Source organism: Pandoraea fibrosis, assembly GCF_000807775.2.
Classification (GTDB): domain Bacteria; phylum Pseudomonadota; class Gammaproteobacteria; order Burkholderiales; family Burkholderiaceae; genus Pandoraea; species Pandoraea fibrosis.
On sequence record NZ_CP047385.1, the window covers coordinates 1,480,408 to 1,507,115 of the forward strand.

23 protein-coding genes are annotated in these 26,708 nt (G+C 62.9%); 14 read left to right on the plus strand and 9 right to left on the minus strand.

Going from position 1 to position 26,708, the window contains the following annotated elements; all coding sequences use genetic code 11:
- Nucleotides 1–38: 38 nt before the first annotated feature.
- Nucleotides 39–461 carry a VOC family protein gene (locus PI93_RS06615; RefSeq protein WP_039375713.1) on the minus strand — a complete coding sequence of 141 codons (423 nt, stop codon included), beginning with the start codon at nt 459–461 and terminating at the stop codon, nt 39–41.
- A gap of 137 nt (nt 462–598) precedes the next feature.
- The gene (locus PI93_RS06620; protein ID WP_052241140.1) at nt 599–1,516 is read right to left on the minus strand and encodes a spermine/spermidine synthase domain-containing protein; all 918 of its coding nucleotides are present in this window, start codon (nt 1,514–1,516) and stop codon (nt 599–601) included.
- 197 nt (nt 1,517–1,713) lie between these two features.
- Here PI93_RS06620 and tkt point away from each other — a divergent pair, with 197 nt between their 5' ends.
- The gene (gene tkt / locus PI93_RS06625; protein ID WP_052241139.1) at nt 1,714–3,726 is read left to right on the plus strand and encodes a transketolase; all 2,013 of its coding nucleotides are present in this window, start codon (nt 1,714–1,716) and stop codon (nt 3,724–3,726) included.
- Between the two features lie 28 nt (nt 3,727–3,754).
- Nucleotides 3,755–4,765: a type I glyceraldehyde-3-phosphate dehydrogenase gene (gene gap / locus PI93_RS06630; protein WP_039375710.1), complete on the plus strand. Its 1,011-nt coding sequence runs from the start codon at nt 3,755–3,757 to the stop codon at nt 4,763–4,765.
- 95 nt (nt 4,766–4,860) lie between these two features.
- On the opposite strand, the gene PI93_RS06635 is transcribed toward gap, so the two are convergent.
- Both PI93_RS06635 and fur read right to left on the minus strand, forming a co-directional pair.
- Nucleotides 4,861–5,724 carry a YveK family protein gene (locus PI93_RS06635; protein WP_039374839.1) on the minus strand — a complete coding sequence of 288 codons (864 nt, stop codon included), beginning with the start codon at nt 5,722–5,724 and terminating at the stop codon, nt 4,861–4,863.
- A 172-nt stretch (nt 5,725–5,896) separates the two neighbouring features.
- Complete coding sequence (fur, locus tag PI93_RS06640) at nt 5,897–6,328, minus strand: ferric iron uptake transcriptional regulator (protein WP_039374837.1); 432 nt, start codon at nt 6,326–6,328, stop codon at nt 5,897–5,899.
- Nucleotides 6,329–6,463: 135 nt separating this feature from the next.
- On the opposite strand from fur, the gene PI93_RS06645 reads away from it, so the two are divergent.
- From PI93_RS06645 to PI93_RS06700, 12 genes are all read left to right on the plus strand, one after another.
- A complete protein-coding gene (locus tag PI93_RS06645) occupies nt 6,464–7,171 on the plus strand; it encodes an outer membrane protein assembly factor BamE (protein WP_236105648.1) in 708 nt (235 codons plus the stop codon).
- A 28-nt stretch (nt 7,172–7,199) separates the two neighbouring features.
- The gene (dapB, locus tag PI93_RS06650) at nt 7,200–7,997 is read left to right on the plus strand and encodes a 4-hydroxy-tetrahydrodipicolinate reductase (protein ID WP_039374846.1); all 798 of its coding nucleotides are present in this window, start codon (nt 7,200–7,202) and stop codon (nt 7,995–7,997) included.
- Nucleotides 7,998–8,291: 294 nt separating this feature from the next.
- Nucleotides 8,292–10,886, plus strand: coding sequence for a leucine--tRNA ligase (gene leuS, locus PI93_RS06655; protein ID WP_039374836.1), 2,595 nt, complete (start codon nt 8,292–8,294; stop codon nt 10,884–10,886).
- A gap of 95 nt (nt 10,887–10,981) precedes the next feature.
- Nucleotides 10,982–11,497, plus strand: a complete 516-nt coding sequence (locus PI93_RS06660; protein ID WP_158453324.1) for an LPS-assembly lipoprotein LptE — start codon at nt 10,982–10,984, stop codon at nt 11,495–11,497.
- An 11-nt stretch (nt 11,498–11,508) separates the two neighbouring features.
- On the plus strand, nt 11,509–12,588 hold the full coding sequence (holA, locus tag PI93_RS06665; RefSeq protein ID WP_039374834.1) for a DNA polymerase III subunit delta: 1,080 nt from the start codon (nt 11,509–11,511) through the stop codon (nt 12,586–12,588).
- Between the two features lie 97 nt (nt 12,589–12,685).
- Nucleotides 12,686–13,954, plus strand: a complete 1,269-nt coding sequence (locus PI93_RS06670; protein ID WP_039374833.1) for a glutamate-5-semialdehyde dehydrogenase — start codon at nt 12,686–12,688, stop codon at nt 13,952–13,954.
- A 21-nt stretch (nt 13,955–13,975) separates the two neighbouring features.
- A complete protein-coding gene (locus PI93_RS06675) occupies nt 13,976–14,590 on the plus strand; it encodes a HutD/Ves family protein (RefSeq protein WP_052241061.1) in 615 nt (204 codons plus the stop codon).
- A gap of 223 nt (nt 14,591–14,813) precedes the next feature.
- Nucleotides 14,814–15,755, plus strand: coding sequence for an AraC family transcriptional regulator (locus PI93_RS06680; RefSeq protein ID WP_039374832.1), 942 nt, complete (start codon nt 14,814–14,816; stop codon nt 15,753–15,755).
- Between the two features lie 171 nt (nt 15,756–15,926).
- The gene (locus PI93_RS06685) at nt 15,927–16,370 is read left to right on the plus strand and encodes a (2Fe-2S)-binding protein (RefSeq protein WP_039374830.1); all 444 of its coding nucleotides are present in this window, start codon (nt 15,927–15,929) and stop codon (nt 16,368–16,370) included.
- Nucleotides 16,351–18,615 carry a xanthine dehydrogenase family protein molybdopterin-binding subunit gene (locus tag PI93_RS06690; protein ID WP_052241060.1) on the plus strand — a complete coding sequence of 755 codons (2,265 nt, stop codon included), beginning with the start codon at nt 16,351–16,353 and terminating at the stop codon, nt 18,613–18,615. Before PI93_RS06685 ends, PI93_RS06690 begins: the two co-directional genes overlap by 20 nt.
- Nucleotides 18,615–19,580, plus strand: a complete 966-nt coding sequence (locus PI93_RS06695; RefSeq protein ID WP_052241059.1) for an XdhC family protein — start codon at nt 18,615–18,617, stop codon at nt 19,578–19,580. The genes PI93_RS06690 and PI93_RS06695 overlap by 1 nt, the downstream gene beginning before the upstream one ends.
- Nucleotides 19,581–19,622: 42 nt before the next feature.
- Nucleotides 19,623–20,678, plus strand: a complete 1,056-nt coding sequence (locus PI93_RS06700; protein ID WP_039374828.1) for a porin — start codon at nt 19,623–19,625, stop codon at nt 20,676–20,678.
- Nucleotides 20,679–21,003: 325 nt separating this feature from the next.
- Here PI93_RS06700 and purH read toward each other — a convergent pair whose 3' ends face one another.
- The 5 genes from purH to PI93_RS06725 all read right to left on the minus strand — a co-directional run bounded on the left by purH (nt 21,004) and on the right by PI93_RS06725 (nt 26,660).
- Nucleotides 21,004–22,569 carry a bifunctional phosphoribosylaminoimidazolecarboxamide formyltransferase/IMP cyclohydrolase gene (gene purH, locus PI93_RS06705; protein WP_039371069.1) on the minus strand — a complete coding sequence of 522 codons (1,566 nt, stop codon included), beginning with the start codon at nt 22,567–22,569 and terminating at the stop codon, nt 21,004–21,006.
- A gap of 59 nt (nt 22,570–22,628) precedes the next feature.
- Nucleotides 22,629–22,862: a Fis family transcriptional regulator gene (locus PI93_RS06710; protein WP_010803993.1), complete on the minus strand. Its 234-nt coding sequence runs from the start codon at nt 22,860–22,862 to the stop codon at nt 22,629–22,631.
- Nucleotides 22,859–23,887, minus strand: a complete 1,029-nt coding sequence (gene dusB, locus PI93_RS06715; protein WP_039371064.1) for a tRNA dihydrouridine synthase DusB — start codon at nt 23,885–23,887, stop codon at nt 22,859–22,861. The genes PI93_RS06710 and dusB overlap by 4 nt, the downstream gene beginning before the upstream one ends.
- A gap of 116 nt (nt 23,888–24,003) precedes the next feature.
- Nucleotides 24,004–25,329, minus strand: coding sequence for a UbiH/UbiF/VisC/COQ6 family ubiquinone biosynthesis hydroxylase (locus tag PI93_RS06720; protein ID WP_039371061.1), 1,326 nt, complete (start codon nt 25,327–25,329; stop codon nt 24,004–24,006).
- Nucleotides 25,329–26,660 (minus strand): aminopeptidase P N-terminal domain-containing protein, encoded by a 1,332-nt coding sequence (locus PI93_RS06725; RefSeq protein ID WP_080759213.1) that lies wholly within the window; start codon nt 26,658–26,660, stop codon nt 25,329–25,331. The genes PI93_RS06720 and PI93_RS06725 overlap by 1 nt, the downstream gene beginning before the upstream one ends.
- Nucleotides 26,661–26,708: the final 48 nt, after the last annotated feature.

The window sequence follows — 26,708 nt, forward strand, 5'->3', positions numbered from 1 at the left end:
GGGACAGAAGCATACCCCAATGCGCTCGCAGCACGGGCTTAACTGCGTGGTGCAACGGGTCGGGCAAAGCCCCAGCGATACCCGTCCAGGTCTTCCAGTTGGCAGAAGCGATCCCCCCAGAACTGATCGTTGGGGGGCATCAGTCCCTTCGCGCCCGCGGCGATGGCTCGGGCGTACAGCGCATCGACATCCTCCGTGTACACGTAGAAGCTTTGCGGCGCTTCCACGCCCGAGGTGCGCGGCGTGCGCGCCGTACTGGCAAACGCGCCTTCGGGGGCGAACATCAGGATCAGTTGGCCCTGATAGAACATTTCGACGTGCATGACAGCACCGTCGTCGTCCACCATGTCGTGCACCGTGAAGCCGAACGCATGCTCGTAGAACGTCGCGGCGGCTCGGGCGTCACGCACGGTCAGGTACGGCGTCAACCACGGCACATGGGATGGGCGAGGATCGGACATGACTGTGCTCCGGTAAGTCCGCCGGCGGGGCGATGGGGGGCGTCCAAAAAACGGGTGAGGGCGCGCACGAGGAAAGCCGACGGTCGTGACCCGCCCTCAATATACAAGGAACGCGTGTTCGCTTCACCCGCACGGCGTCAACTTGTTGTGCGGTCATCGGGCACATCGCCAAGCACCGCGGCCAGTTCTGGCGGGATGTCGAATAGCGAAGCGTGTCGGTCGGGCGAATAGTGACGTAGACGTCGCAACCCGTCGGGCAGCGTGTTCGTCACGCCTGAACGCACGTCGAGCGAATCGCTGGCGACGGCCAATGCCCATTGCGTGCCGTACAGGGGGACATATGTTGTCATGGGTTGGACGTGGGCGAATACCGAGCGCAGGGCATCGAGTATGTGCCGCACCTGTCCGGCCTCGAACCAGGGCGCGCCCAATTGCAGGGCGATTCCGCCACGCGGGCCGAGAATCGTGCGGACTTTGGCGAAGAACGCCGCATCGTGGAGCGGCGCCGCCTCGCCATCGGCTTCCGTCAGGTCGAAAATCACCGCATCGAATCGTTTGCCAGTGGCTAACGCATCGTCCACGAGATCCCGGGCATCGCCGATGACGAGCGTGGTGCGCGCATCGTCGAACGCCCCGTCGGCGAGCGCCGGCATGTGTTGCAGGATCGTTGAAGGTACCTGCGCGTCGAGTTCCGCGACAACCACCTCGCGCACATTGGTGTGGCGTAACGCCTCGCGGGCCGAGCCACCGTCGCCGCCCCCGAGTATCAGTACGCGCTCGGCACTGCCGTGCGCCAGCAGAAGCGGGTGCACCATGCATTCGTGACAGATATGAGCGTCGGCGAGCGAGGCCATGAAGCGGCCATCGAGCCGATAGGCGCGTCCGAGGGGCCCGAAGGCGGGCAAATCCACGATTTCGATGTGCTGATAGGCCGAGTGGGTGGCAAATACGGCGTTCGCGGCGAACGTATAGCTTGCCCAGCGCCCGAGGGGCGCCGTGTAAGGCGACGCGGCGACGCCGGAATCCTTCGCAGGGACGTCACGTTTGGCGGGCATTGGCAGGTTAACTTCCTCTAAATTGGGGCGATCGTGTCACTTTTTTGCATGATTCCACGTTCTCGTCGGTTGGGGAAGTTCGCCGCAAACGACCCGGGCAAGTATCGAATCTGCTAAAATCGTGGTCTTTTCTTGCATTTGAATTTCGCGCGGCAGCTCGCGGCAACGGGGCACGCCCGCTCTTCCGGCTGGTCACCATGACGAACTCCTCTACTGCTACGGCTGCACTGATGGCCTCTGCCATTCGCGTCCTCTCCATGGATGCGGTCCAACAGGCCAACTCCGGTCACCCAGGCGCGCCGATGGGCATGGCCGACATCGCGGTCGCTCTCTGGGGCCGGCATCTCAAACACAATCCCGTCAACCCGCACTGGTTCGATCGCGACCGCTTCGTGCTGTCGAACGGCCATGGCTCGATGCTCATCTATTCGTTGCTGCATCTGACGGGTTACGACCTGCCGATCGAAGAGCTGAAGCATTTCCGCCAGCTTCACAGCAAGACACCGGGTCACCCCGAAGTGGGGATCACCCCGGGTGTGGAGACGACCACGGGCCCGCTGGGTCAGGGCATCACTAACGCCGTGGGCTTCGCCCTGGCCGAAGCGCTGCTTGCCAAGGAATTCAATCGCCCGGGCAACGACATCGTCGATCACTACACGTATGCATTCCTTGGCGATGGTTGCCTGATGGAAGGCATCTCGCACGAAGCTTGTTCGCTTGCGGGCACGCTGCGTCTGAACAAGCTCATCGCGCTGTACGACGATAACGGCATCTCGATCGACGGCGACGTCGAGTACTGGTTTGCCGACGATACGCCCAAGCGCTTCGAAGCGTATGGCTGGAACGTGATTCGTGGCGTCGATGGACACAATGTCGATGCCGTCGACGCGGCCATCGCACAAGCCAAGACGTCGGATCGTCCGACCTTGATCTGCTGCAAGACGCTGATCGGTAAGGGCGCACCGAACAAGCAGGGTGGTCACGACGTGCACGGCGCGCCGCTGGGCGCCGACGAAATCGCCGCCACGCGTGCTGCGCTGGGCTGGACGTTGCCGCCGTTCGAAGTGCCGGCCGAGGTCTATGCGGCATGGGATGCCAAGGCTGCGGGCAAGCAAGCCGAAGCGGCCTGGAACGAGCGCTTCGCCGCCTATCGCGGCCAGTTCCCGGCGGAAGCTGCCGAGTTCGAGCGCCGCATGAAGGGCGAACTGCCGGGCGACTTCAAGTCGGCCGCCGCCGCGTTCGTGGCGAAGACCAATGAAAAGGCCGAGACGGTGGCGACGCGCAAGGCGTCGCAACTGGCCATCGAAGGCCTGGCGGCTGTGCTGCCGGAATTCCTGGGCGGCTCCGCCGACCTGACCGGCTCGAACCTGACGAACTGGAAGGCCAGCAAGCCCGTGCGTGCGAACGCCGATGGCGTGCAGTTCGGCAACCACATCAACTACGGTGTGCGCGAATTCGGGATGAGCGCCATCATGAACGGCATCGCGTTGCACGGGGGGTACATCCCGTTCGGCGGCACGTTCCTGACGTTCTCCGATTACAGCCGCAATGCGCTGCGTATGGCGGCGCTCATGAAGCTGCGTTCGATCTTCGTGTTCACGCACGACTCGATTGGTCTGGGCGAAGACGGTCCTACGCACCAATCCATTGAGCACGTCTCGAGCCTGCGCCTGATTCCGCAAATGGACGTGTGGCGTCCGTGCGATACGACCGAAACGGCGGTCGCATGGGTCGCTGCGGTGGAGCGTCACGACGGCCCTTCGAGCCTTGTGCTCAGCCGTCAGAATCTGCCGTTCGTCTCGCGCGACGACGCGCAGATCGCCAATATCCGTCGTGGCGGCTACGTGCTGCGCGACGTGGCGAAACCGCAGATCGTGCTGATCGCGACCGGCTCGGAAATGGACCTGGCCCTTAAGGGGGCTGAAGCGCTGGCCGCTGAAGGCATCGCGGCGCGTGTCGTGTCCATGCCGTCGACCAACGTGTTCGACCGTCAGGACAAGGCGTATCGCGAGAGCGTGTTGCCGCGTGGTGTGCCGCGGGTGGCCGTGGAAGCCGGTGTGACGGCGTTCTGGCATAAGTACGTCGGCCTGGAGGGCGGCGTGGTCGGCATCGATACTTTCGGCGAGTCGGCTCCGGCCGGCGTGCTGTTCAAACACTTCGGCTTCACCGTCGACCATGTGGTCGCGACGGTCAAGTCCGTGCTTGGCTGATTTCGTTAGACCTTACGGAGATACCCCCATGACCATTCGCGTCGCTATCAACGGCTACGGCCGTATCGGCCGCAACGTACTGCGTGCCCATTACGAAGGTGGTAAGAAGCACGACATCGAGATCGTTGCGATCAACGACCTCGGCAACGCACAGACGAACGCTCATTTGACGCAATACGATACGGCCCACGGCAAGTTCCCGGGCACGGTGTCGGTCGACGGCGATTTCATGGTCGTCAACGGCGACAAGATCCGCGTGCTGGCCAACCGTAACCCGGCAGAGCTGCCGTGGGGCGAGTTGGGCGTGGACGTCGTGCTGGAATGCACGGGCTTCTTCACCACGAAGGAAAAGGCCAGTGCTCACCTGAAGGGTGGCGCCAAGAAGGTCATCATTTCGGCGCCGGGCGGCAAGGATGTGGACGCCACCATCGTGTTCGGTGTGAACGAAGGCGTGCTCAAGGCGACGGATACGGTCATCTCGAACGCTTCGTGCACCACGAACTGCCTGGCACCGCTGGTTCAGCCGCTGCACGAAAAGATCGGTCTGGAAACGGGCCTGATGACGACGGTTCACGCCTACACGAACGACCAGGTGCTGACGGACGTCTATCACGAAGACCTGCGTCGCGCCCGTTCGGCCACGATGAGCATGATCCCGACCAAGACGGGCGCGGCTTCGGCTGTCGGCCTGGTGCTGCCGGAACTCAACGGCAAGCTCGACGGCTACGCCATCCGCGTTCCGACGATCAATGTGTCGATCGTTGACCTGTCGTTCATCGCCAAGCGCGACACGACGGTGGACGAAGTCAATGCGATCCTGAAGGAAGCTGCTGAAGGCAAACTGAAGGCGATCGCCACGTACAACACGGCGCCGCTGGTGTCGGTGGACTTCAACCACAATCCGGCCTCGTCGAACTTCGACGGCACGCTGACCAAGGTGTCGGGCCGTCTGGTGAAGGTCAGCTCGTGGTACGACAACGAGTGGGGCTTCTCGAACCGCATGCTCGACACGACCGTCGCGCTGATGTCGGCGAAGTAAGCGCGTTCGACGCGAGTTGTGAAAAAAGCCGCTGTCGTGAGACAGCGGCTTTTTTACGGGTGATCGGCGCTTTAGTTAGCCGTTCGGTATGAGAGTTAAGCGCTACGTGCGCGATCTTTGCGGCACAGTCCGATGACAATGCCCACAATGGCGCCCAGTACCAAGCCGCCAAGGCCAAAGTACAACTTACGCGGGAAGACAGCGTTTTTATTGACCTGAATTGCGCTGACAATCCGGGTGTTGTATGACTGATCCGGAGCGAGTAGTTGCGCTATACGATACCGACTGTCGTTTAGTGTCGCGCGTTCGGACCTGCTGTTTTGTAGCGCGCTTAGTGCCATCACTGAATCGGTGTTCTTCGATCGCACCAAGGCTGCGCTCAATTGCTCTTGCGCCTTGGTATTCGCCTCGATGGCGGCATCGATGACACTTAACTGTTGCTTGGGGAGCGAGCGTACGCGCTCAAGAATTGCGGCGTGCTCGGTTTCAATCCGGTGCGATGCAGCACTCAGGACTTGCTCTGCCTGCTCTTGAGAGCTTCCGCGAGCGGTGATCTCAATATAAGCTGTGCCGGCCAGTGTTCGAGCTTTCAGCGCGTTCCATGCAAGGGTTCGGCGCAGCGCATCCGGGTCGCTTTGCAACTGAGGAAACACGTCTGCGGCCACCTTGTCTTTGAAGGTGCTTAGTTGAACGCGTCCAACTGTCTGCTGAAGCGATTCAATCAGCGGGCCGTCGGGGCCCGCGACAGGTGAACCAGCGGCTCGCCCGACTTGCAGCGTTACCGTGCCTTCCCATTGTTTATGAATGGCGAACGTGCTTCCAATGCCAATGGCGGCACCTACCAAAGCTAGACCAGCTATCACCTTCAGGTTGTCACGGGCAAAACTGAGAATATCCGCCAGCGAGATTTCGTCTGCGTCACTCTGTGTCATGTCGTCGGGTAGTTCTTCGCGATTCATGTGAAAATTCGGGGGACGGTGGTGCTGTGGCGCGTCCGCGTAGGCTGGCCTTACCGCACCTTACGGGGAGTTATTGTAGACGACGCGCAGTAATGTGGACTTTCGCGGGTGGTGGGGATCTGTGGAAAATCCCAGAATGCCTTTGCGAAAAGGCATCCTGACATACCAATTTTTAATTTTTCTGACGGTGAGGGCACGGGTCTTTCGTGCAAGTTCCGTACATGGCGAGCGAGTGCTCTTGCAGCGCGAAGCCATATTTCTTCGCAATCATTTGCTGCCGTTCCTCAATGTCCTTGTCACAAAACTCTTCGACAAGGCCGCAGTCAAGGCACACCAGGTGATCGTGGTGATGGCCCAGGTTGAGTTCGAAAACGGCCTTGCCGGATTCGAAGTTGCTGCGCGACAATAGCCCAGCTTGCTCGAATTGGGTCAGCACACGGTAGACCGTGGCGAGACCGATATCGAGATTTTCGTTGAGCAGATGGCGATAAACGTCTTCTGCGGTCAGATGACGCACCTCGGTATTCTGGAAAATTTCCAGAATCTTGAGGCGCGGAAGCGTGGCTTTCAGTCCGATATTTTTCAAATCGGCGGGATTCGGCATCGCTCTACGTCCCTAGAGTACAATACAGCCCCAATAATAATGCCTTTTTGCCTTGCCCGGGTGCAAACCGGGCAAACGGGACGGTAAATGCCGTCAACGAGGGCGATGTGGCGGCGCGCCCGGCGTGCCGGAGTCATGTTCGATTTTTTTGAAAGCGAGTCAGATTTGCGTCGTTATCTCTCCCTTCCGTTCTCCGTCTGTGCTGCGGCGGCATTCCTGGCTCTGGCCGGCTGTTCGACGTACGACAGCGTGACCGACAAAGTGATCGGCGTGGTCACGCCGTATCGAATCAACATCGTTCAAGGCAATTTCGTCTCGAAAGAGGCCTATGACCAGCTTAAGCCCGGCATGACGCGCGATCAGGTGCGGCAATTGCTCGGCACACCGCTGCTCACGGATATATTCCACGCCAACCGCTGGGACTACGTCTTCTATTTCAAACGTGGCAACGCGTCGGTGGTGCAGGAGCGCCATCTGAAGGTGTACTTCGAAGGCGATACGCTGGCCCGTTGGGAAGGCGGGGAAAACTTGCCGACCGAGTACCAACTGGTTCAGGAAATCGATGGACAGAAGGGTAAGGCTGTGAAGACCGAAGCGCCTGCGCCGTCGACAGCGAGCGCTGCCGCCGCCGAGGCTGCGGCGCCGTCGCCGGATGCGGTGGCTGTCGCCCCCACGGCCGCGCCCGCCGCAACGGATGCCGCAACGGTGTCTGCCCCCGCCTCGCAAGCCGCTCCTGTCGCTGACAGCAGCGCGTCGGGTGGCTCGGGCGTGTCGGGCGGTACCGGACTCGTGCCGTCGCCGCGCGTCACCTCGGGTGGCGGTCTTTTCTCGACACCCAAGTAAGCTGTTGAAAGCAGAAAGAATCACGATGATGAAAATTGCGATTGCCGGTGCGTCCGGCCGTATGGGCCGGATGCTGATCGAAACGGTTCTGGCCGCCGATGACGCTGAGCTGGTCGGGGCGCTTGACCGTGAAGGCAGCCCCGCGCTTGGGCATGACGCAGGTGCTTTCCTGGGCCGCGAGACGGGGGTAAGAATTACCGCTGATCTCGACGCGGCACTCGCCAGCGCCGAATACCTGATCGATTTCACTCGCCCCGAAGGCACGCTGGCGCATCTGGCCGCCGCCGAAAAGCACGGTGTGAAGATGATCGTCGGCACGACGGGCTTCTCCGAAGACGACAAGGCGCGTCTGGCTGCCGGTGCCGAGCGTGTAGCAGTCGTGTTTGCGCCCAACATGAGCGTTGGCGTCAATGCCACATTCAAGCTGCTCGAGGTCGCCGCCAAGATTTTGAACACGGGTTACGACATCGAGATTATCGAAGCTCACCATCGCTACAAGGTCGATGCCCCGTCCGGCACGGCGTTGCGCATGGGGGAAGTCGTGGCCGAAGCGTTGGGTCGCGACCTGAAGGAATGCGCCATCTACGGCCGCGAAGGCGTGACCGGCGAGCGCGATCCGTCGACCATCGGTTTTGCTACCGTGCGTGGTGGCGATATCGTCGGCGATCACACGGTGCTGTTTGCCGGCATCGGCGAACGCATCGAAATCACGCATAAGTCGTCGAGCCGTCTTTCGTATGCACAGGGCTCGCTGCGCGCTGCCCGCTTCCTCGCGCAGCACAAGACCGGCCTGTTCGACATGCAGGACGTGTTGGGCCTACGCTGATCCAGCGTTGGCCTCTGGCCGGGTTGCCGGTGGCGTACCTCAGATGCGTCAACCGGCTCTCCGAGGCCATCGAAAGGGGCGGACGCCACCGCAGATCGCATGACGCATCCGCGGGTTCCGGCGTCAAGGTGACCCAAAGGTCGCATCCCCTCGCTGCCGCCGCGCCGAATCCGCTCCCGGCGGCGTTATAATCATCGTTTTCCCCGGATCTGCCCTGAAAGTCCTGCGTGCCGCACTGTCCGTGCCGCATGCCAGTGGGGGCCGACCGAGCCGAATCCTATCCGCCGACCCATCATGCAAGAAAAATACGTTCCCGCCGACGTCGAAGCTTCCGCCCAGTCTCACTGGCAGGCGATCGATGCCTACAAGACCACCGAGCGCGCGGACAAACAGAAATTCTATTGCGTCTCGATGCTGCCGTATCCGTCGGGCAAGCTGCATATGGGCCACGTGCGTAACTACACCATCAATGACGTGATGTACCGTCAGATGCGCATGCGAGGCTACAACGTGCTGATGCCGATGGGCTGGGATGCCTTCGGCATGCCGGCGGAAAATGCGGCCATGGCCAACCACGTGCCGCCGGCCAAGTGGACGTACGACAACATCGCGTACATGAAGAAGCAGATGCAGGCCATGGGCCTGGCGATCGATTGGTCGCGCGAAGTCGCCACCTGCAAGCCGGAGTACTACCGCTGGAACCAGTGGCTGTTTCTCAAGATGCTCGAGAAGGGTGTCGCCTATCTGAAGACGGGGACGGTGAACTGGGATCCGATCGATCAGACCGTGCTCGCGAACGAGCAGGTGATCGACGGTCGTGGCTGGCGTTCGGGCGCCCTCGTCGAGAAGCGCGAAATCCCGATGTACTACATGCGCATCACCGACTACGCCGACGAACTGCTCGGCGATCTGGACGAACTCGGCTGGCCCGAGCGCGTGAAGGTGATGCAGCAGAACTGGATCGGCAAGAGCTTCGGTGTGAACTTCGGCTTCCCATACGAGCTGGACGGCGAGAGCAAGTTGCTGCGCGTGTTCACCACGCGTGCCGACACGATCATGGGGGTGACCTTCTGCGCGATCGCTGCCGAGCATCCGTTGGCCACGCGTCTGGCGGCCGAGCGTCCCGAGTTGCAGGCATTCATCGCTGAATGCAAGCAAGGTGGCGTGGCGGAAGCCGATATCGCCACGATGGAGAAGAAGGGAATGCCGACGGGCTTCTTCGTCACGCATCCGCTGACCGGCGAGAAAGTCGAAGTCTGGATCGGCAACTACGTGCTGATGGGTTACGGCGAAGGTGCCGTGATGGGCGTGCCGGCGCACGACGAGCGCGATTTCGCGTTCGCGCGCAAATATGGCCTGCCGATCAAGCAAGTCGTTGCCGTTGCGGGTGAGACCTATTCGACCGACGCCTGGCAGGCGTGGTACGGCGACAAGGAAAACGGCACGTTGATTAACAGCGGCAAGTACGACGGCCTGGGCTTTGCCGCTGCCATCGACGCCATTGCTGCGGATCTCAAGGCGAAGGGGGCGGGCGACAAGCAGGTCACCTATCGTCTGCGTGACTGGGGTATTTCGCGCCAGCGCTACTGGGGCACGCCGATCCCGATCATTCATTGCGACGCGTGCGGTGCCGTGCCGGTCCCGGAGAAGGATCTGCCGGTCGTGTTGCCCGAAGATCTCGTGCCGGACGGCACCGGCAACCCGCTCGCCAAGTCCGAAGCATTCCTCAAGTGCGATTGCCCGAAATGCGGCAAGCCGGCACGCCGTGAAACCGACACGATGGACACGTTCGTCGACTCGTCGTGGTACTTCTCGCGCTACGCCTGCCCGGACGCCGACAAGATGGTCGACGAGCGCACCGATTACTGGATGCCGATGGATCAGTACATCGGTGGCATCGAGCACGCGATTCTTCACCTGTTGTATTCGCGCTTCTGGACCAAGGTCATGCGCGATCTGGGGCTGGTGAGCTTCAAGGAGCCGGCGCAGAATCTGCTCACGCAAGGTATGGTGCTCAACGAGACCTACTATCGCGAAGACACTTCGGGCAAGAAGACATGGTTCAATCCGCTCGATGTGCAAGTGCAGTTCGACGACAAGGGCCGCCCGACCAGCGCGACCTCGAAGGCCGACGGCGCGGATGTGACGCTTGGCGGTATCGAGAAGATGTCGAAGTCGAAAAACAACGGCGTCGATCCGCAGTCGTTGATCGATCAGTACGGTGCCGATACGGCGCGTCTGTTCGTGATGTTTGCCGCACCGCCCGAGCAGCAGCTCGAGTGGTCGGGCGCAGGCGTTGAGGGGGCGAGCCGCTTTCTGCGTCGTCTGTGGGGCTTCGGTCAATCCCAGGCGGCCTTGCTGCGCCAGGCGGACGCCGCCATCGATACGGCCAATCCGGCCGCTCAGGCACTGCGCCTGGAGATTCATAGCGTGCTCAAGCAGGCCAACTACGATTACCAGCGTGTGCAGTACAACACGGTCGTGTCGGCGGCGATGAAGATGCTCAACGCCATCGAGAGCGACAAGGGCGCTGCGGGTGCCGGTGCGGTGCGCGAGTGCTACGGCATTCTACTGCGCGTGCTGTACCCGGTCGTGCCGCACGTCACGCACGGCCTGTGGGTCGAATTGGGCTACGCCGCTCAGCAGGGCGATCTGCTCGACGCCGCCTGGCCGGAAGTCGACGAAGCCGCACTGGTGCAAGACGAGATCGAACTCGTGCTTCAGGTCGCCGGTAAGGTGCGCGGTGCCGTTCGCGTGGCGAAGGATGCTTCGCGCGAGGCCATCGAGCAAGCCGCACTGGCACACGAAATGACGGCCAAATTTGGCGAAGGCAAGCCGGTGAAAAAGGTCATCGTCGTGCCGGGCCGTCTCGTGAACGTGGTGGTCTGAGGCGGCGACCGCTGCCGCTGGTCGATGATTTGATGACGTTTGGTGACAAGAGGGCACATCACGTGCAAATGACATCCGGGCAACGAGGCGTCGGCGTGACGCGCAGAATTTTCGGCTGGCTCGCGCTGTTGGGCTGCGCATTGACGCTGTCTGCGTGCGGCTTCCAACTGCGTGGCGCAAGCGAGTACGCATTCCATCGTCTGTACATTTCGGGTGGCGGTCAGATGGCGACCGACATCTCGCGCTACATCCGCTACGGCAGCAAGGGAACGGTGGTTGTTACCGAGCCGAAGGATGCCGATGCCCGGTTGGAGATCGTGAATACTTCGGGCTCACGCACTGCCGTCAGTCTCGACGCGAACGGTCAGGCGCGTGAGTACGAAATGCGCAGCTCGTACACCTTCCAACTGGTGACACCGGATGGAACACCGATCATTCCGTTGAGCACCATTCGCCTGACACGCAATTTGCCCTATAGCGACAGCGAAACGACCGCACGCGACGCGGAAGCTGCTTTGCTTAGCCGGGACATGCAGAAAGATGCCGTGGCCCAGATCATCCGTCGCATGGAAGCTGTGAAGGCCATGCCGGAGAAGAAGCCGGAAGAGTAACGCCCACCGCCATGCAACTGCGTCCCGACGCGCTCGACGCGCATCTCGCCAAGACCCTCTCGCCGATCTATACGATCTACGGCGACGAGAGCCTGCTCGTGCAGGAGGCGGTGGATCGTGTGCGTGCCGCGGCGCGTGCGGGAGGCTTCACCGAGCGCGATGTGCTCAGCGTCGAGCGTAGCTTCGACTGGGGCGCCCTCGCCAATGCCGGGCAGTCGATGTCATTGTTCGGTGACCGTAAGCTCATCGAACTGCGTATTCCCGGCGGCAAGCCCGGCAAGGATGGCGGCGCTGCGCTCAAGGCACACGCCGATGCGGCCAATAGCGACGTCCTGACGATCGTCACACTGCCCCGGCTCGATGCCACGGCGACCAAGTCCGACTGGTTCTCGTCGCTCGATCGCGTTGGTGTCACGATCAAGATCGATCCGGTTGACCGAAGCCGTCTGCCGGACTGGATCGCGCAGCGTCTCACCGCACAGGGACAGCGCGTCGAAGCCGGTGAGTCGGGACGTCGTGTCCTGCAGTTCATTGCGGATCGCGTCGAAGGCAATCTGCTCGCGGCACATCAGGAAATTCAGAAGCTTGGCTTGCTGTATCCAGCGGGCGTACTGGCGTTCGAGCAGGTGCAGGACGCTGTGCTTAACGTTGCACGTTACGACGTTTTCAAGCTCAGCGAAGCGGTGCTGGCGGGCGACGCCGCCCGACTCGTTCGCATGCTCGACGGCTTGCGCGGCGAGGGCGAAGCCGCGCCGCTGGTGCTGTGGGCACTGACCGAAGAAGTCCGCACGCTGGCCAAGATCACGCGCGGGATGGCGGCGGGCAAACCGCTGGCCATGTTGCTGCGCGAATACCGGGTCTGGGGCCCGCGTGAGCGTCTGATGGAACAGGCGGCGAATCGTGCCACGCCGGCCATGCTCGCACAGGCATTGCAGTTGGCTGCGCGTCTGGACCGTCAGGTCAAGGGCTTGCGCGCCGACGGCCTGCCCGGCGACCCCTGGGACGGCATGCTTCAGCTCGGCCTGCTGCTTGCCGGCGAGCGACCGCCGGCGGCGCGCTCCGCCCGCGCACCGCGTCCGGTGCACGCGTAGACCGCGCCCCAGATCCTGCCAACGCCGGCTGCCCGTACTGGCAGCCAACAGAATGCAACGGCGACCGCGTCGCCCCAAGAACAGCCGAACCGACGATATGGATATCAAAGCCTACATGCAATCGCTGGGCCAGCGTGCCCGCGACGCCTCGCGCGCGATGGCGCGTGCCGATACTGCCGCCAAGAATCGCGCGCTGCTGGCGATTGCGGATGCCATCGAACGCGATGGCGCGCAGTTGCAGGAAGTGAACCGCCGCGATCTGGAGCGAGCCCGCGCCAACGGTCAGGACGCCGCATTCATCGACCGCCTCACGCTCTCCGACAAGGCGCTGCGCACGATGATCGAAGGCCTGCGCCAGATCGCGGGCCTGTCCGATCCCATCGGCGAGATCAGCAACGTGCGTGTGCAGCCCAGTGGCATTCAGGTCGGCCAGATGCGCGTGCCGCTGGGTGTCATCGGCATCATCTACGAATCGCGTCCCAATGTGACCATCGACGCCGCAGCGCTGTGCCTCAAATCGGGCAACGCGACCATTCTGCGCGGTGGTTCGGAAGCCATTGAAAGCAACACCGCGCTGGCGGCGCTCATCGCGAAGGCACTCGCACAGACCGGCTTGCCGGGCGACGCCGTGCAGGTCGTGAATACGCCCGATCGCGCAGCCGTCGGCGAACTCATCACGATGACCGACTATGTCGATGTGATCGTGCCGCGCGGTGGCAAGAGCCTGATCGCGCGTCTGATGCAGGACGCGCGTGTGCCGATGATCAAGCACCTCGATGGTATCTGCCACGTCTACGTCGACGGCCGCGCCGATCCGGCGAAGGCGCTGACGATCTGCGAGAACGCCAAGACGCACCGCTATGGGACTTGCAACACGATGGAGACGTTGCTCGTCGATCAGCAGGCCATCGGCCAGTTGCCTGCCATTGCGCGCATGTTCCAGGGCAAGCAGGTCGAATTGCGGGGTTGCGAGCACACGTTAGCAGCGCTGGCCGATGCCGGTGTCTCAGGCGCGGTAGCGGCAACCGAGGAAGACTGGTCGACGGAATATCTTGCCCCAGTGCTGGCCATCAAGATCGTCGACGGTCTTGCGCCGGCCATCGAGCACATCAACCGCTACGGCTCGCATCACACCGACGCCATCGTGACAGAGGACTACACCGCTGCGATGCAATTCCTGCGCGAAGTCGATTCGGCCAGCGTGATGATCAATGCGAGCACGCGCTTTGCCGACGGCTTCGAGTTCGGTCTGGGCGCCGAGATCGGTATCTCGAACGATAAGCTGCACGCGCGTGGGCCGGTGGGTCTCGAAGGCCTGACGAGTTTGAAGTACGTCGTGTTCGGACACGGCGAAGTCCGCCAGTAATCGCGTCGCCAACGACGACTTATGAAACTGCAAGTGCTCGGCCCGGCCGATTTTCTGAAGATGCCGTGGAAGAACGGCCAGGGGGTGACGACGGAACTCGCCGTCGCACGACGCGCCGACGACGACGGCTTTGACTGGCGCATCAGCACCGCGACGGTCGCCGTACCGGGACCGTTCTCCGTGTTCTCCGGCATCGACCGTTCGCTGGCCATTGTCCGGGGCGGCACATTGACGCTCAACGTCGAGGGCCGTCCGGACGTCACGCTCACCACGCGCACGCCTGCCTACCCCTTCGCGGGAGAGTTGGCGGTGAGCAGTACGCCGGTGCTGGAGACGGCCGGTGTCCCCATTGACGACTTCAACGTCATGACGCGCCGCGCCGAGTGGCAGCACACGCTGGTTCAGCATCATCTCGATGGAGCACCGGTCACGTGGGCACTGCCCGTGGAGGCCGATGCCGTCGCCTTCCTCTACTGCGCGAACGGACAAGTGCGATTGACTTTCGGTGATGGTCAGACCGTGAGCGTTGCCGAAGGACATGCGCTTCGCATCGACGGCAGTGACAGCAAAGCCTGTGAACTGCACGCCGACGCAAATCCTGCCGAAGTCTTCCTGACGACGCTCTCGCGCCGGTAGCCAATTGACCTGTGTGCCGCATCGCGGGACATAGGTCGATCGCACCCCGGCCGACATCCTCCGGCACCGCCTGCCGACGTGCCGCCTTGCTCCCCGTATTTTCCCTAGGACGATCCCGATTCTTTTCCGGCGAGCGAAACGGCATACTTTGATTTATCCATAGATAAATCAAAGTTCCACCCATGAAACAAACAATGCTTCACGCCGCGCCAGCCGGGGCGATATGGATCCGCTGAGCGACGTCCTCAACGATCTGCGTGCGGATGCCGTCGTCACGGGCCGGTTCACATTCGGCGCCCCGTGGTCGCTACGCAAACCTGCACTCGATGGCGCACCGTTTCGCACGGCGATGGGAGAGCCGTTCTATCTTGTCGTGGCGGGAATGGCACCCGTGCGCGTCGAGCCGGGCGACTGCGTGTTGTTGCCACACGGCCATGAGCATGTGATGTGTTCGTCGCTCGACGAGACACCGATCGCGTTCGAACAACTGATGTCGGCGCAGGGCATCGAGCCGAGACTCGACACACCGCTCGCCTTTCGCGCGGGGGGACAGGGACCGGTCAGCGATCTCTACACGGGCGTGGTGATGTTCCGCGAACGCGTGCGCAATCCCTTGCTGGCCTCGCTGCCGCCGTTGATCCACATTCGTGCGGGAGACCCTGCGGTTCCGGCGTTGCTGACCACGACCATTGCCGGTTTCATCGAGGAGTCGATGCAACGCGGGGCAGGATGGCGCGTGGCGGTCGCGCGATTGGCCGACGTGTTGTTCGTTCAGATCCTGCGTGCGTATCTGAGCGCCAATGGCGGCGCGACGACGCATTGGTTGCGCGGCATGACCGATCCGCAACTGGGCCGCAGTATCGCGTCGATGCATGAAGCGCCACAACGGCCATGGACGGTCGAGCAATTGGCCGATATCGCGGGCATGTCTCGATCGAAGTTCTGTCTGCGCTTTCGCGACCTCGTGGGCGAATCGCCGATGTCGTATCTCACCACGCATCGCATGTATCTGGCGGCCGAGCGTCTGGCGGGTGCGGGCGCGCGTATTGCCGACGTAGCCGACGCCGTCGGTTATGCCTCCGAGAAAGCCTTCACCCGTGCCTTTCGCCGTTGCTACGGCCTGCCGCCGCGCGAATACCTCCGAAGCTGCGAACTGGGCAACTAGTGCAACCGTAGCGTTGCATGCCTGAGGGTTTTCCCGTCTCTGGACGAACGGCATCCTTTTCGGGCCGAGCGGTCGTTGTTCGCCAATTTTCTCGTTGTGAGAATTCACTCGCCATCTTCCAGTGCGCCGTGAGGGTCACCGGCGCAGGCGGAAGTCACAACGGGAGACATCATGGAATTCCAACTCAACGGGCGGCCCTTCGCCTTCGATGGCGATGACGACACGCCTTTGCTGTGGGTCATTCGCGATGCCGCAGGCCTGACCGGCACCAAATATGGTTGCGGCATCGGCGCTTGCGGCGCCTGCACGGTGCATGTCGAGGGCGTGGCGACGCGCACGTGTGTGCTGCCGGTCTCGGCGGTTGCGGGCAAGCGCATCACCACCATCGAGGCGCTGTCGCCGACACGCTCCCATCCGATTCAGCAGGCGTGGATCGCCAAAGATGTGCCGCAGTGCGGCTACTGCCAGTCCGGCATGGTGATGGCGGCGGCGGCGTTGCTCGACAAACACCCGCAGCCGACCGATGCCCAGATCGACGAGGCCATGACCAACCTCTGCCGTTGCGCGACCTATCACCGTATCCGGGAGGCAATCCATGTCGCAGCAAAACGCTGAGTACAAGGCCTCTGCCGTGGCCAACGCGGGATCGGGTGCCCCGACGTCTCCCTCCCGCCGTCGTTGGCTGGGTGGCATGTCGTTGGCGGCGGGAAGTCTGCTGATTCCGATCTCGGCATCGTGGGTAGCGAGCCCCGAGGCGCGTGCGGCGGGCGAGAACCTCATCGAGATCAACGACTGGATTCGGATCGATGCCGACGGCACGACCGTGTTGGGGCTGTCGCAATGCGAAGTCGGACAGGGCGTCTACACCGGATTGCCGCAGGTGCTTGCCGACGAACTGGATGCCGACTGGCGGCGGGTACGCGTCGAATTCGTGACGGCACGCGACGCCTATCGCACGGCGGCCGCCAACGAAGCATTGCAGCAATTCGTTGGCGCATCGATGTCGGTGACACTGTTCTACGAGCGGTTGCGAGTCGCCGGTGCGCAGGCACGCGAAGCGCTCGTGGCCGTTGCTGCACGCCGGTTCGGTGTGCGCACGACCAACTGTGTCACGCGTGAGGGTCGCGTTCTGCATCCGCAATCGGGGCGCTCGCTGGGCTATGGCGAGTTGGCTGCCGAAGCTGCGAAGCAACCGCTCAATCCGCATCCGCAACTCAAAAACGAAGCCGCACACGCGTTGATCGGCAAGCCCGTGCCGCGCCTGGATACGCCGTCGAAAGTCGATGGCTCGGCGGTCTTCGGTATCGATGTGAAGGTGCCGGACATGCTCGTCGGCGCAGTGCGCATGGCGCCGACCTCCGGAGGCACGCCGCTTGCTGTGCGCAATCGCGATGAGATCAAGGCGCGCAAGGGGGTGCACGACGTCGTCATGGCGAAGGACGCCATCATCGTCGTCGCGAGCGACTACTGGCGTGCGAAGACCGCTTGCGACGCGTTGGACGTCGAGTGGAAAGTGGGCCCGGCCGCCGACAGCAAAACGATTCTGGCACAGCGACGTGCGGCCTTGCTCGATGGGCATGCCGGTGTCGCCACTAACATCGGCGACGCGCCGGGGCGCATCGCGGCGGGCGGCAAGGTGGTGACTGGCGAGTATCACACGCCGTACATCGTCCACGCGACGATGGAGCCGGTGAACGCCACCGTGCATGTGCGCAAGGACAAGGGCGAGATTGAAGTCTGGGGCCCGATTCAGGGACAGGACAAAGTCCGATGGGCACTTGGCGGCATCTTCAAACTGCCGCCGGAGAAAGTCACGGTGCACACCACGTTCCTCGGCGGCAGTTTCGGCCGCAAGTACGTGCCTGACTTCGTGATCCATGCGGCGGTAGCGTCGGCGGCTGTCGGCCGACCGGTCAAAGTGATTCGCTCACGTGAAGACGACACGCGGCATGGCTTCTATCGTCCGTGCGCGTCGGGCCGGTTTCAGGCCGTGCTCGGTCACGACGGATTGCCGACGGCACTGCATGTCCGCGTGGCGGGACAGTCGCTTTACAACGTCATCAAGAAAGACCACTACGAGAAAGCTGGCTACGACGAGACCATGCTCGACGGGCTCTACGACCTTGCGTATGCCGTGCCGAATCTACGCGTGGAAGGCATCGACGTGCCGCAGCCGAACATTCCCGTGAGCTTCATGCGCTCGGTCGGTTCGACATCGAGCGTGTTCTTTCTCGAGAGCTTCATCGACGAAATGGCCGAGGCGGCCGGGATCGATCCCATCGAGTATCGCAAACGTCTGCTCAAGCACGACGCGCTGGCCACCCGTGTGATCGAGACCACCGTGACGTCGGCCGGCTGGCAGGCGAAGGCGAAGCCCGGCGTCCATCGGGGCTTTGGATACAGCACCTATACCGGACGCGGCGCGGCGTTCTCGACCTATGTCGCCGTCGCCGTGGAACTGCGTGTGGTGGACGGGCGCTTCAAAGTCGAACGCGTTGTGTGCGGTGTCGACTGCGGCCGCGCGATCAATCCGAACCTGATTCGCGCCAACATCGAAGGCGGCATTGGGTTCGCGCTGACCAACACGTTCAAGAGCCAGATTACCTTCGCCAACGGTGGCGTGGAGCAAAGCAACTTCGGCGATTACCCGCTGCTGTACCTCGTCGAGATGCCGAAGATCGAGACTGTGATTCTGCCCAGCGACCGTCCGCCCCAGGGCTGTGGCGAAGTGTCGTTGCCGCCGATGGCGCCGGCAGTGGCACAGGCGATCCGGCGCGCCACCGGCGTGCGTGCGCGGTCGATGCCACTGCCGCAAACCGTCGCCGAGGCCAACGCCCTTAGCCGCGAGGGGCATGCCTGATGGACGGAGTCGACGCCGAGGTACTCGACGCCGTTGCGCGCTGGCAGGCGCAGGGTGACGACGTGCTGCTCGCGACCGTGGCACGGACGTGGGGATCGGCGCCGCGTCCCGTAGGCGCAATGATGGCGCTCGCGACCCGGGGACGCGTCGCCGGCTCCGTCTCGGGCGGTTGCATCGAAGACGATCTGCTCGCCAAAGTGGCGGGCGGGTTCCGGCCGGGGGAGCGTCCGCATGTGCAGACGTATGGTCTGACGGCCGACGAGGCGCATCGCTTCGGTCTGCCCTGCGGCGGCACGCTCGAGTTGGTCGTGGAGCGAGTGACGCCACGCAGTGCGCTTGATGCCATGCGGGATGCCATCAGGCGCGGCAGCCTCGGCGTGCGCGACCTCGATCTGCACACTGGCCAGGCGCGGGTGCGCAGCGTGGCGAAACCCTCGGCGTTCGCCTATACCCCCACGCGGCTGACCGTGCCGTTCGGTCCTCGCTGGCGAATCATCGTGATCGGCGACGGGCAACTCACGCACCACCTGGTCGCCATGGCGGTCCCGCTGGGGTATCAGATCGTCATCTGCGATCCCCGCGACATTCACGACGAACCTCCCGATGCGAGGCACGGCGCCTCCCCCAGCGTCCATGTCACCCGCACGCGGGAGATGCCGGACGACCTGATTGTGCGTCTGCGTCCCGATGGTCGCACGGCCATCGTTGCACTCACACACGATCCGAAGCTTGACGACATGGCGCTGTTGGAGGCGCTCAAATCCGATGCGTTCTATGTCGGCGCGATCGGTTCACACCGCAATCAAACGTCGCGTCGCGAGCGTTTGGGAATGTTCGATCTGACCACCACGCAGATCGAACGTTTGCACGGCCCCGTTGGTTTGCCGCTCGGTGCGCGCACACCGCCGGAAATCGCGCTGGCGATTCTGGCGGAGATCACGGCGTTGCGAAACGGCATGGCATGACGGATATGTAATTCGTAGTCCAATATAAATACAGGGGATGTCATGAAACACAAGGTGTGGTTGGCGATGATGTTGACGCTTGGGGCGGGCTGTGCCAAAGCGGATGGGTTGCAAATCTACGGCATTCTGGACAACAGTCTGGAATACCTGAGCAATGCCGGGACGGGGGCGAATGGCAGCAAGCAATCGTTGTTTCGCGTGAGCAATGGATCGCAGGCACCGAACCGGTTCGGTTTCAAGGGATCGGAAGATCTTGGGGGTGGTCTGAAAGCGATCATGCAGCTCGAGGCGGGTTTCAACCTCGACACGGGGCAGTTGCAGCAGGGTGGACGGATGTTCGGCCGTCAGGCGTATGTCGGTTTGCAGAACGAATGGGGTGCGGTGACTATTGGCCGCCAGAAGAACCTGATCTACGACGCGTTTTTGGAACTAGATCCGTTGTCGTACTACAGCTACTCGTTGCCTGCGCTAGACGCGCAGTTTGTCGGAAAGGCGGACAACTCGATCAAGTATGCGGGCAACTTCAGTGGTGTCAAAGTGGCGGGTTTGTTCTCGACCGGGTATGACGCGACGATCACGAATGGCGGACAGGTGCCGGGCGAGTGGCGAGTGGGAAAGGAGTACAGCGTGTCGGTGGGGTACGGCAGTGGGCCGTTCAACATGTCGCTCGTGTATGACCAGCAGCAGGGCACGTCTGTTGCTACGCAGGGGGCGACGACACAGCGGGTGGCGGCGGGTGCCAGCTATGCCATTGGGAACTTCAAGCCATTCGTTGGGTACCAGTGGTATTTGAGCAACGTGCCGGGCGTGGCGGGTCGAAACGAGTTGTACTTCGCGGGTTTGCAATACCGACCTGTCACCGAGGTGATACTTTCGGGCGCGATGTACTACAACAACATCACATCGGCGAATCAGCATCCGTACCTGATGGCGGCGAATGCGGCGTATCTGCTTTCCAAGCGCACACAGCTTTTCGCCCAAGTAGGATTCGCTCGAAACCAGAACCATTCGAATCTGGGCGTGACGGGTTACGGCATGACCATCGTGCCGGGCAGCAATCAGATTGGTGTAGCCGTAGGTCTAGCGCACTACTTCTGAGATGACACCGTCAACGCGAGCCCACACGCGGACAGTCACGAGAGAGTAAGAAGCGGAGAGGTTTCGGTAGAAGTACGGAGGGCAGTGAGGGGGATGGGCCGGGGCCCCTTTCTGCAGCGAGTTGGGTTTATGTCTGAGAGGCGGAAAGGGGCCCCGGCCCATCTGGGGGGAGGTGTGGAAGGAGAGCGTCCGACACCGTCTCCAAACGAAGTCCCGTAAAGTCTCAAAAAAAATGCCGCTTCGAATCATCTCGAAGCGGCATTTTGTCTTCACTGAACGGCGAGCCCAAAAAAGAGGGCGTGCGTCCTGCGTCGCAGCGTTGGGCTTAGTGACGGAAGTGGCGGGTGCCCGTCATCAGCATAGCGACGTTGCGCTCGTCGGCGGCGGCGATGACTTCGTCGTCGCGCATGGAGCCGCCCGGGTGGATCACGCAGGTGGCGCCTGCGTCGACCACTACGTCGAGGCCGTCGCGGAACGGGAAGAACGCGTCCGATGCCACGGCCGAGCCGTTCAACGACAGGCCGGCATTTTGCGCCTTGATGCTGGCGATGCGTGCCGAGTCGACGCGGCTCATCTGGCCTGCGCCTACGCCGAGCGTCATGCCGCCGGCGCAGAACACGATGGCGTTCGATTTGACGAACTTTGCCACGCGCCATGCGAAGAGCAGGTCTTCCATTTCCTTGGGCGTCGGATGGCGTTTCGTGACCACGCGGAGTTCATGCGGCGCCACGTTCTTGGCATCCGGCGACTGAACGAGCAGGCCGCCGCCGACGCGTTTGAAGTCGTACTGATTCACGCCGTTGCCGAGTGGGACTTCCAGCAGACGCACGTTCTGTTTGGCCGCGAAGATTTGCTTGGCTGCGTCGGTGAACGACGGTGCGAGCAGCACCTCCACGAATTGCTTGGCCACCGATTGCGCGGTGGCTTCGTCAACTTCGCGGTTGAACGCGATGATGCCGCCGAAGGCGGATGTCGGGTCGGTCTGGAAGGCCTTGGCGTAGGCGTCGGCTGGCGTGGCAGCCACGGCCACGCCACACGGATTCGCGTGTTTGATGATGACGCAGGCGGGGGCGTCGAATGTCTTCACGCATTCCCAGGCGGCGTCGGCATCGGCGATGTTGTTGTACGACAGTTCCTTGCCCTGAAGCTGGCGATAGTTCGCGAGCGAGCCTTCCGGCGTGACGATGTCGCGGTAGAACGCGGCGCTCTGGTGCGGGTTCTCGCCGTAGCGCATGTCCTGCACCTTCGTGTACGCCAGATTCAGCGTCGACGGGTAGGCGGAGCGTTCGCTGTGACGCAGCGATTCGCCAAGGCTCGTGAGGTAGTTCGTGATCGCGCCGTCGTACTGGGCCGTGTGCGCGAACACCTTCGTGGCCAGACGGAAGTTCGTGGCGTAGCCGACGGTGTTGGCGTTCGCCTTCATTTCGTCGAGCACCACAGCGTAGTCGGCCGGGTCGACGATCACGGTGACGTCGCGATGGTTCTTTGCGGCCGAGCGCAGCATCGTCGGACCGCCGATGTCGATGTTCTCGATGGCGTCTTCGAGCGAGCAGTCATCGCGGGCGACGGTCTGCACGAACGGGTACAGATTCACGACCAGCAGGTCGATCGTCGGAATGTCGTGCTTCTCGAGCGCAGCCATATGCTCGGGCAGATCGCGACGCGCCAGAATGCCGCCGTGAACCTTCGGATGCAGCGTCTTCACGCGCCCGTCGAGCATTTCCGGGAAGCCGGTGTAGTCGGCCACTTCGGTCACCTTCAGGCCAGCTTCGGCCAGCAGTTTGGCGGTGCCGCCAGTGGAGAGGATCGACACGCCCTGAGCAGCGAGCGACTTGGCGAAGTCGACGATGCCGGTCTTGTCGGAGACGGAAATGAGAGCTTGCTTAATCATGACGGACGGTAGTGAAGCGGCAAAAACTGGCGAGTTGGGCGAATGGCTGGGCGTGGCGGTTACAGCAGGCCGTGCTGCTGCAACTTCTTGCGCAGCGTGTTGCGGTTGATTCCCAGATATTCAGCGGCGAGCGACTGGTTGCCGTCGGCCTTGCCGAGCACGAACTCGAGCAGCGGCTTCTCAACGACCGAGACGACCATATCGTAGACATCGTGTGGCCGTGCGCCATCCAGATCGCGGAAATACGAATCCAGACTGTCGCGCACGCATTGTTCTATGTTTGTTTTGCTCATGCGGCTAATAGCTCCCTCGGCGATTCTTGTTCATAGCAGAGACGGTCCGAGTGCGCCTTCTGCTGTTCGAAAAACTCGTTGACCGCAGCCAACTGTTCCTGCGTGGTGTCGAGCGTATTCATACGCTGGCGGAACGTGGCTGCCCCCGGCAGGCCACGCGAATACCACGCGATATGTTTCCGCGCGGTCCGCACCCCCGTGTATTCCCCGTAAAACTCGTAATGGTCTTCGAGGTGTTCGTTCATGATCTGCTGGATCTCGTCGACGCGTGGCGGCAACGCGATCTCGCCCGTCGTGAGAAAGAGTTCGATGTCGCGGAACAACCACGGACGTCCTTGCGCGGCACGGCCGATCATGAGGGCGTCCGCGCCCGTGACTTCCAGCACATGCTTCGCTTTCTGCGCCGTGGCGATATCGCCGTTGGCGACGATCGGAATGCGTGCAGCCGCTTTCACGGCGGCGATGGTCTCGTACTCCGCGTCGCCGTGATACAGGTCGGCGCGGGTGCGGCCGTGGACTGTGAGCATGCTGATGCCGCAGTCTTCCGCGATACGCGCGACCGTCAAGGCGTTCTTGTGGTCGCGGTCCCAGCCCGTGCGAATCTTGAGCGTGACCGGCACCACGTCGCCCACGGCGCCAACGACAGCGGACACGATGCGTGCGACGAGCGGTTCGTTCTGCAGCAGGGCCGAGCCGGCGGCGACGTTGCACACCTTCTTGGCCGGGCAGCCCATGTTGATATCGATGATCTGTGCGCCGCGTTCCACGTTATAGCGGGCGGCTTCGGCCATCATGACCGGGTCGGCGCCTGCAATTTGCACGGAGATCGGGGCGACTTCGCCAGCGTGATTCGCGCGGCGCATCGTCTTCTCGCTTTTCCATAGCTGTGCGTTCGACGCCACCATCTCCGAGACGGCATAACCCGCGCCGAGTCGTTTGCACAACTGGCGGAAAGGCCGATCCGTCACACCCGCCATGGGCGCGACAAACAGGTTATTGCGGAGTTCGTGGGGACCAATACGCACGATGAAGGGAAAAGCCGGGAAAAAGTTTGTATTTTACTGCGAAAACCCGTCCCCGTCGCCTAAAAAATGTGCAAATCGTTCTGCGACCCCGCCGGCCGGGCGGGGCGCAGCCCGGCTCAGCCGCGTTGGCCGAACATCATCTGGCGGGCGAAGGCGGTTTTGACAGGCGGGACGAGGTCGAGACCGGCCAGCGCCATGCCGCGCAGAACGGCGACAGGTGCGGCGTCGATACCGAAGAGGCGGGGTAGCAGATCCGTAATGCGAATCGTGAGGCCGCGGTCGGCACGACGCCGGCGGGCGAAGGCGGCGAGGGCAGCGGGGCCCGGCACGCCGTGATGGAGGGAGGACAGGCGTGCGTCGCGCACCAGCGTGTCGGCCAGATCGAAGGCATCGCGCAGGCCGAGGTTCAGGCCTTGCCCGGCGACCGGGTGGAGCGTTTGCGCGGCATTGCCGATGGCGGCTACCCGGCCATCGACTACATGGCCTAGGGCGTTGAGGCCCAGCGGAAAGCTCGCACGGCCCGTGATCGACGTGAACCGGCCCATCCGGTCGCCGAACACCGTGTGCAGTTCCGCGAGGAATGACGCGTCGTCCATTTCGCGTCGACGCTTCGCCTCGCCGTGCGCGCAGCACCACACCAGCGCATAGCCGTTTTCCTGTGGCAGCAGCGCCAGCGGGCCATCCGGTGTAAAGCGTTCCCATGCCCAGCCGATGCGTGGCCGTTCACAGGTGACGAAACCGACGAGCGCCGTCTGCCCATAGTCGCGGACACGAGGGCGAGCCGTCTGCCCCTCGAACAGGCCACCTTCGGCATTCACGGCCAGCGTGGCGTGCAGCGTGTGCGCCTGATCGTCGATCGACGTGCCAAGCGTGATCGCGACCTGCTGCGAATCCTGATGCAGGGCGATAGCCCGGTACGGACGGAAGTGATGCAAGCCCGGCGCATCCCGCGATGCGAGTGAGGGGGACGATGCGGTCGATACCTCCGACGGTGCGTGTTCGAAACGGGCGGGCACGCGCGACATGGCGGCGTCCAGTGCGCGCATCAGCGCGCCATACCGCACCACGTAACCCAGCGCCGGAACGCCGTGATCGAGATAGTCGATTTCCGTGCTGCCGAAGCGCCGCGCCTGTGAGACGTGGATATGCTGAATCGGTGTGCTGTCGAGCCCCGATCCGTTGTGTGGCCACGCTCCGGCGCGCGAAAGAATCTCGCGGCTGCCGTGCGAGAGGGCCAGGGTACGCGGGTCGTCATAGCCGGTCTGCGCGCCGCGGCCGTCCACCAGCGCGATGCGCAATTGCGGCGCTCGTTGCGCGAGCATCAGGGCGAGCGCAGCGCCGACCGGACCGGCACCGACGATCGCGACATCGAAACGCCGGGCGAGGCGGTCGTCTGCGGCCAGAGTATCGTGCGTCGGGGACGCGGGAGCTGCGTGAGTCATCAGCCGCGCATCAGGGCTTCGATCTCATCGGCATCGACCGGCACGTCGCGCGTGAGCAATGTGCAGCCGTCAGCGGTCACGACCGCGTCGTCCTCGATACGAATACCGATGTTCCAGTAGCGCTCGTCGATGTCCGGTGCCGGGCGCACGTAAATGCCCGGCTCGATGGTCGTCACCATGTTCGGGGCCAGCGTGCGCCACGGGCGTTCGCCGTTTGGTCCGTCCTCGCGATACTCGCCGCAATCGTGCACGTCCATGCCGATCCAGTGCCCCGTGCGGTGCATGTAGAAGCGGCTGAACGACTTGTTGGCGATCACGTCGTCCAGGCTGCCGACGGTATCGTGCTTGAGCAGGCCGGTATCGAGCATGCCCTGCGCAAGAACGCGCACGGCGGCTTCATGGGGCGCATCGAAGCGCACGCCGGCGCGCGTCGCGTCGATGGCGGCTTGCTGCGACGCGAGCACGATGTCGTACAGCTCGCGCTGTGCCGGGGTGAACTTGCCGTTCACGGGGAACGTGCGCGTGATGTCCGACGCGTAGCCGTCCAGTTCGCAGGCGGCGTCGATCAGGCACAGATCGCCGTCGCGCAATTCGGTATCGCCAGCGCGATAGTGCAGCACTGTGGCGTTGGCGCCTGTGGCGACAATCGAACCGTAGGCGGGGAATTGCGAGCCGTTGCGGCGGAATTCGTACAGCAGTTCGGCTTCGAGATGGTACTCGCGCAGCCCGGGACGCGACGTCTTCATCGCACGGACGTGGGCATCGGCTGAAATCTTGCCGGCGCGCGCCATGATGTCGAGTTCGACACTGTCCTTCACCAGACGCATCTCGTCGAGAATCGCGCGGATATCGCGTGCAGCAGACGGGGCCGACACCCCCGTGCGGCCCTGCGCGCGAACGGCGCTCAGCCAGTGACGCACCTGACGGTCCTGCTGGGCCGATGCGCCCAAGGCGTAGAAGAGCGCGGGCGCGTCGGCCAGCAGTTGCGGCAGACGCGTGTCGATCTCGTCAATCGGATAGGCCGCGTCGAAACCAAAGGTCTCGCGTGCGGCGTCGGGACCGTAGCGGAAGCCGTCCCAGATCTCGCGTTCTTCGTTCTTCGCGCGGCAAAACAGAATCGAGTGGCCGGTACGGCTGTCGAGCACGACGACCGCTTCGGGTTCCGTAAAGCCCGACAGGTAATAGAAATAGCTGTCGTGACGGTAAGGGTAGTCGCTGTCGCGGTTACGCGGCACCTCGGGCGCCGTGGGCAGAATGGCAACGCCGCCGCCGGCCTTGCGCATCTGTTCGATGACTCGCTCGCGGCGGGCACGGTACGGGGAATCAGACATCGCGGGCTCCATTTCGGTCTAGTCGTTCTACTCGGTCGATTGCAGACG

Bases quoted from the DNA above. Each gene is read 5' to 3' on its own strand.
- PI93_RS06720 (WP_039371061.1), bottom strand. From the start codon at position 25,329: ATGACTCACGCAGCTCCCGCGTCCCCGACGCACGATACTCTGGCCGCA.
- PI93_RS06615 (WP_039375713.1), bottom strand. From the start codon at position 461: ATGTCCGATCCTCGCCCATCCCATGTGCCGTGGTTGACGCCGTACCTG.
- leuS (WP_039374836.1), top strand. From the start codon at position 8,292: ATGCAAGAAAAATACGTTCCCGCCGACGTCGAAGCTTCCGCCCAGTCT.
- tkt (WP_052241139.1), top strand. From the start codon at position 1,714: ATGACGAACTCCTCTACTGCTACGGCTGCACTGATGGCCTCTGCCATT.
- PI93_RS06695 (WP_052241059.1), top strand. From the start codon at position 18,615: ATGGACGGAGTCGACGCCGAGGTACTCGACGCCGTTGCGCGCTGGCAG.
- PI93_RS06685 (WP_039374830.1), top strand. From the start codon at position 15,927: ATGGAATTCCAACTCAACGGGCGGCCCTTCGCCTTCGATGGCGATGAC.
- PI93_RS06645 (WP_236105648.1), top strand. From the start codon at position 6,464: ATGTTCGATTTTTTTGAAAGCGAGTCAGATTTGCGTCGTTATCTCTCC.
- PI93_RS06635 (WP_039374839.1), bottom strand. From the start codon at position 5,724: ATGAATCGCGAAGAACTACCCGACGACATGACACAGAGTGACGCAGAC.
- PI93_RS06670 (WP_039374833.1), top strand. From the start codon at position 12,686: ATGGATATCAAAGCCTACATGCAATCGCTGGGCCAGCGTGCCCGCGAC.
- holA (WP_039374834.1), top strand. From the start codon at position 11,509: ATGCAACTGCGTCCCGACGCGCTCGACGCGCATCTCGCCAAGACCCTC.
- gap (WP_039375710.1), top strand. From the start codon at position 3,755: ATGACCATTCGCGTCGCTATCAACGGCTACGGCCGTATCGGCCGCAAC.
- PI93_RS06700 (WP_039374828.1), top strand. From the start codon at position 19,623: ATGAAACACAAGGTGTGGTTGGCGATGATGTTGACGCTTGGGGCGGGC.
- fur (WP_039374837.1), bottom strand. From the start codon at position 6,328: ATGCCGAATCCCGCCGATTTGAAAAATATCGGACTGAAAGCCACGCTT.
- PI93_RS06690 (WP_052241060.1), top strand. From the start codon at position 16,351: ATGTCGCAGCAAAACGCTGAGTACAAGGCCTCTGCCGTGGCCAACGCG.
- PI93_RS06725 (WP_080759213.1), bottom strand. From the start codon at position 26,660: ATGTCTGATTCCCCGTACCGTGCCCGCCGCGAGCGAGTCATCGAACAG.
- PI93_RS06675 (WP_052241061.1), top strand. From the start codon at position 13,976: ATGAAACTGCAAGTGCTCGGCCCGGCCGATTTTCTGAAGATGCCGTGG.
- PI93_RS06620 (WP_052241140.1), bottom strand. From the start codon at position 1,516: ATGCCCGCCAAACGTGACGTCCCTGCGAAGGATTCCGGCGTCGCCGCG.
- purH (WP_039371069.1), bottom strand. From the start codon at position 22,569: ATGATTAAGCAAGCTCTCATTTCCGTCTCCGACAAGACCGGCATCGTC.
- PI93_RS06680 (WP_039374832.1), top strand. From the start codon at position 14,814: ATGGATCCGCTGAGCGACGTCCTCAACGATCTGCGTGCGGATGCCGTC.
- dapB (WP_039374846.1), top strand. From the start codon at position 7,200: ATGAAAATTGCGATTGCCGGTGCGTCCGGCCGTATGGGCCGGATGCTG.
- PI93_RS06710 (WP_010803993.1), bottom strand. From the start codon at position 22,862: ATGAGCAAAACAAACATAGAACAATGCGTGCGCGACAGTCTGGATTCG.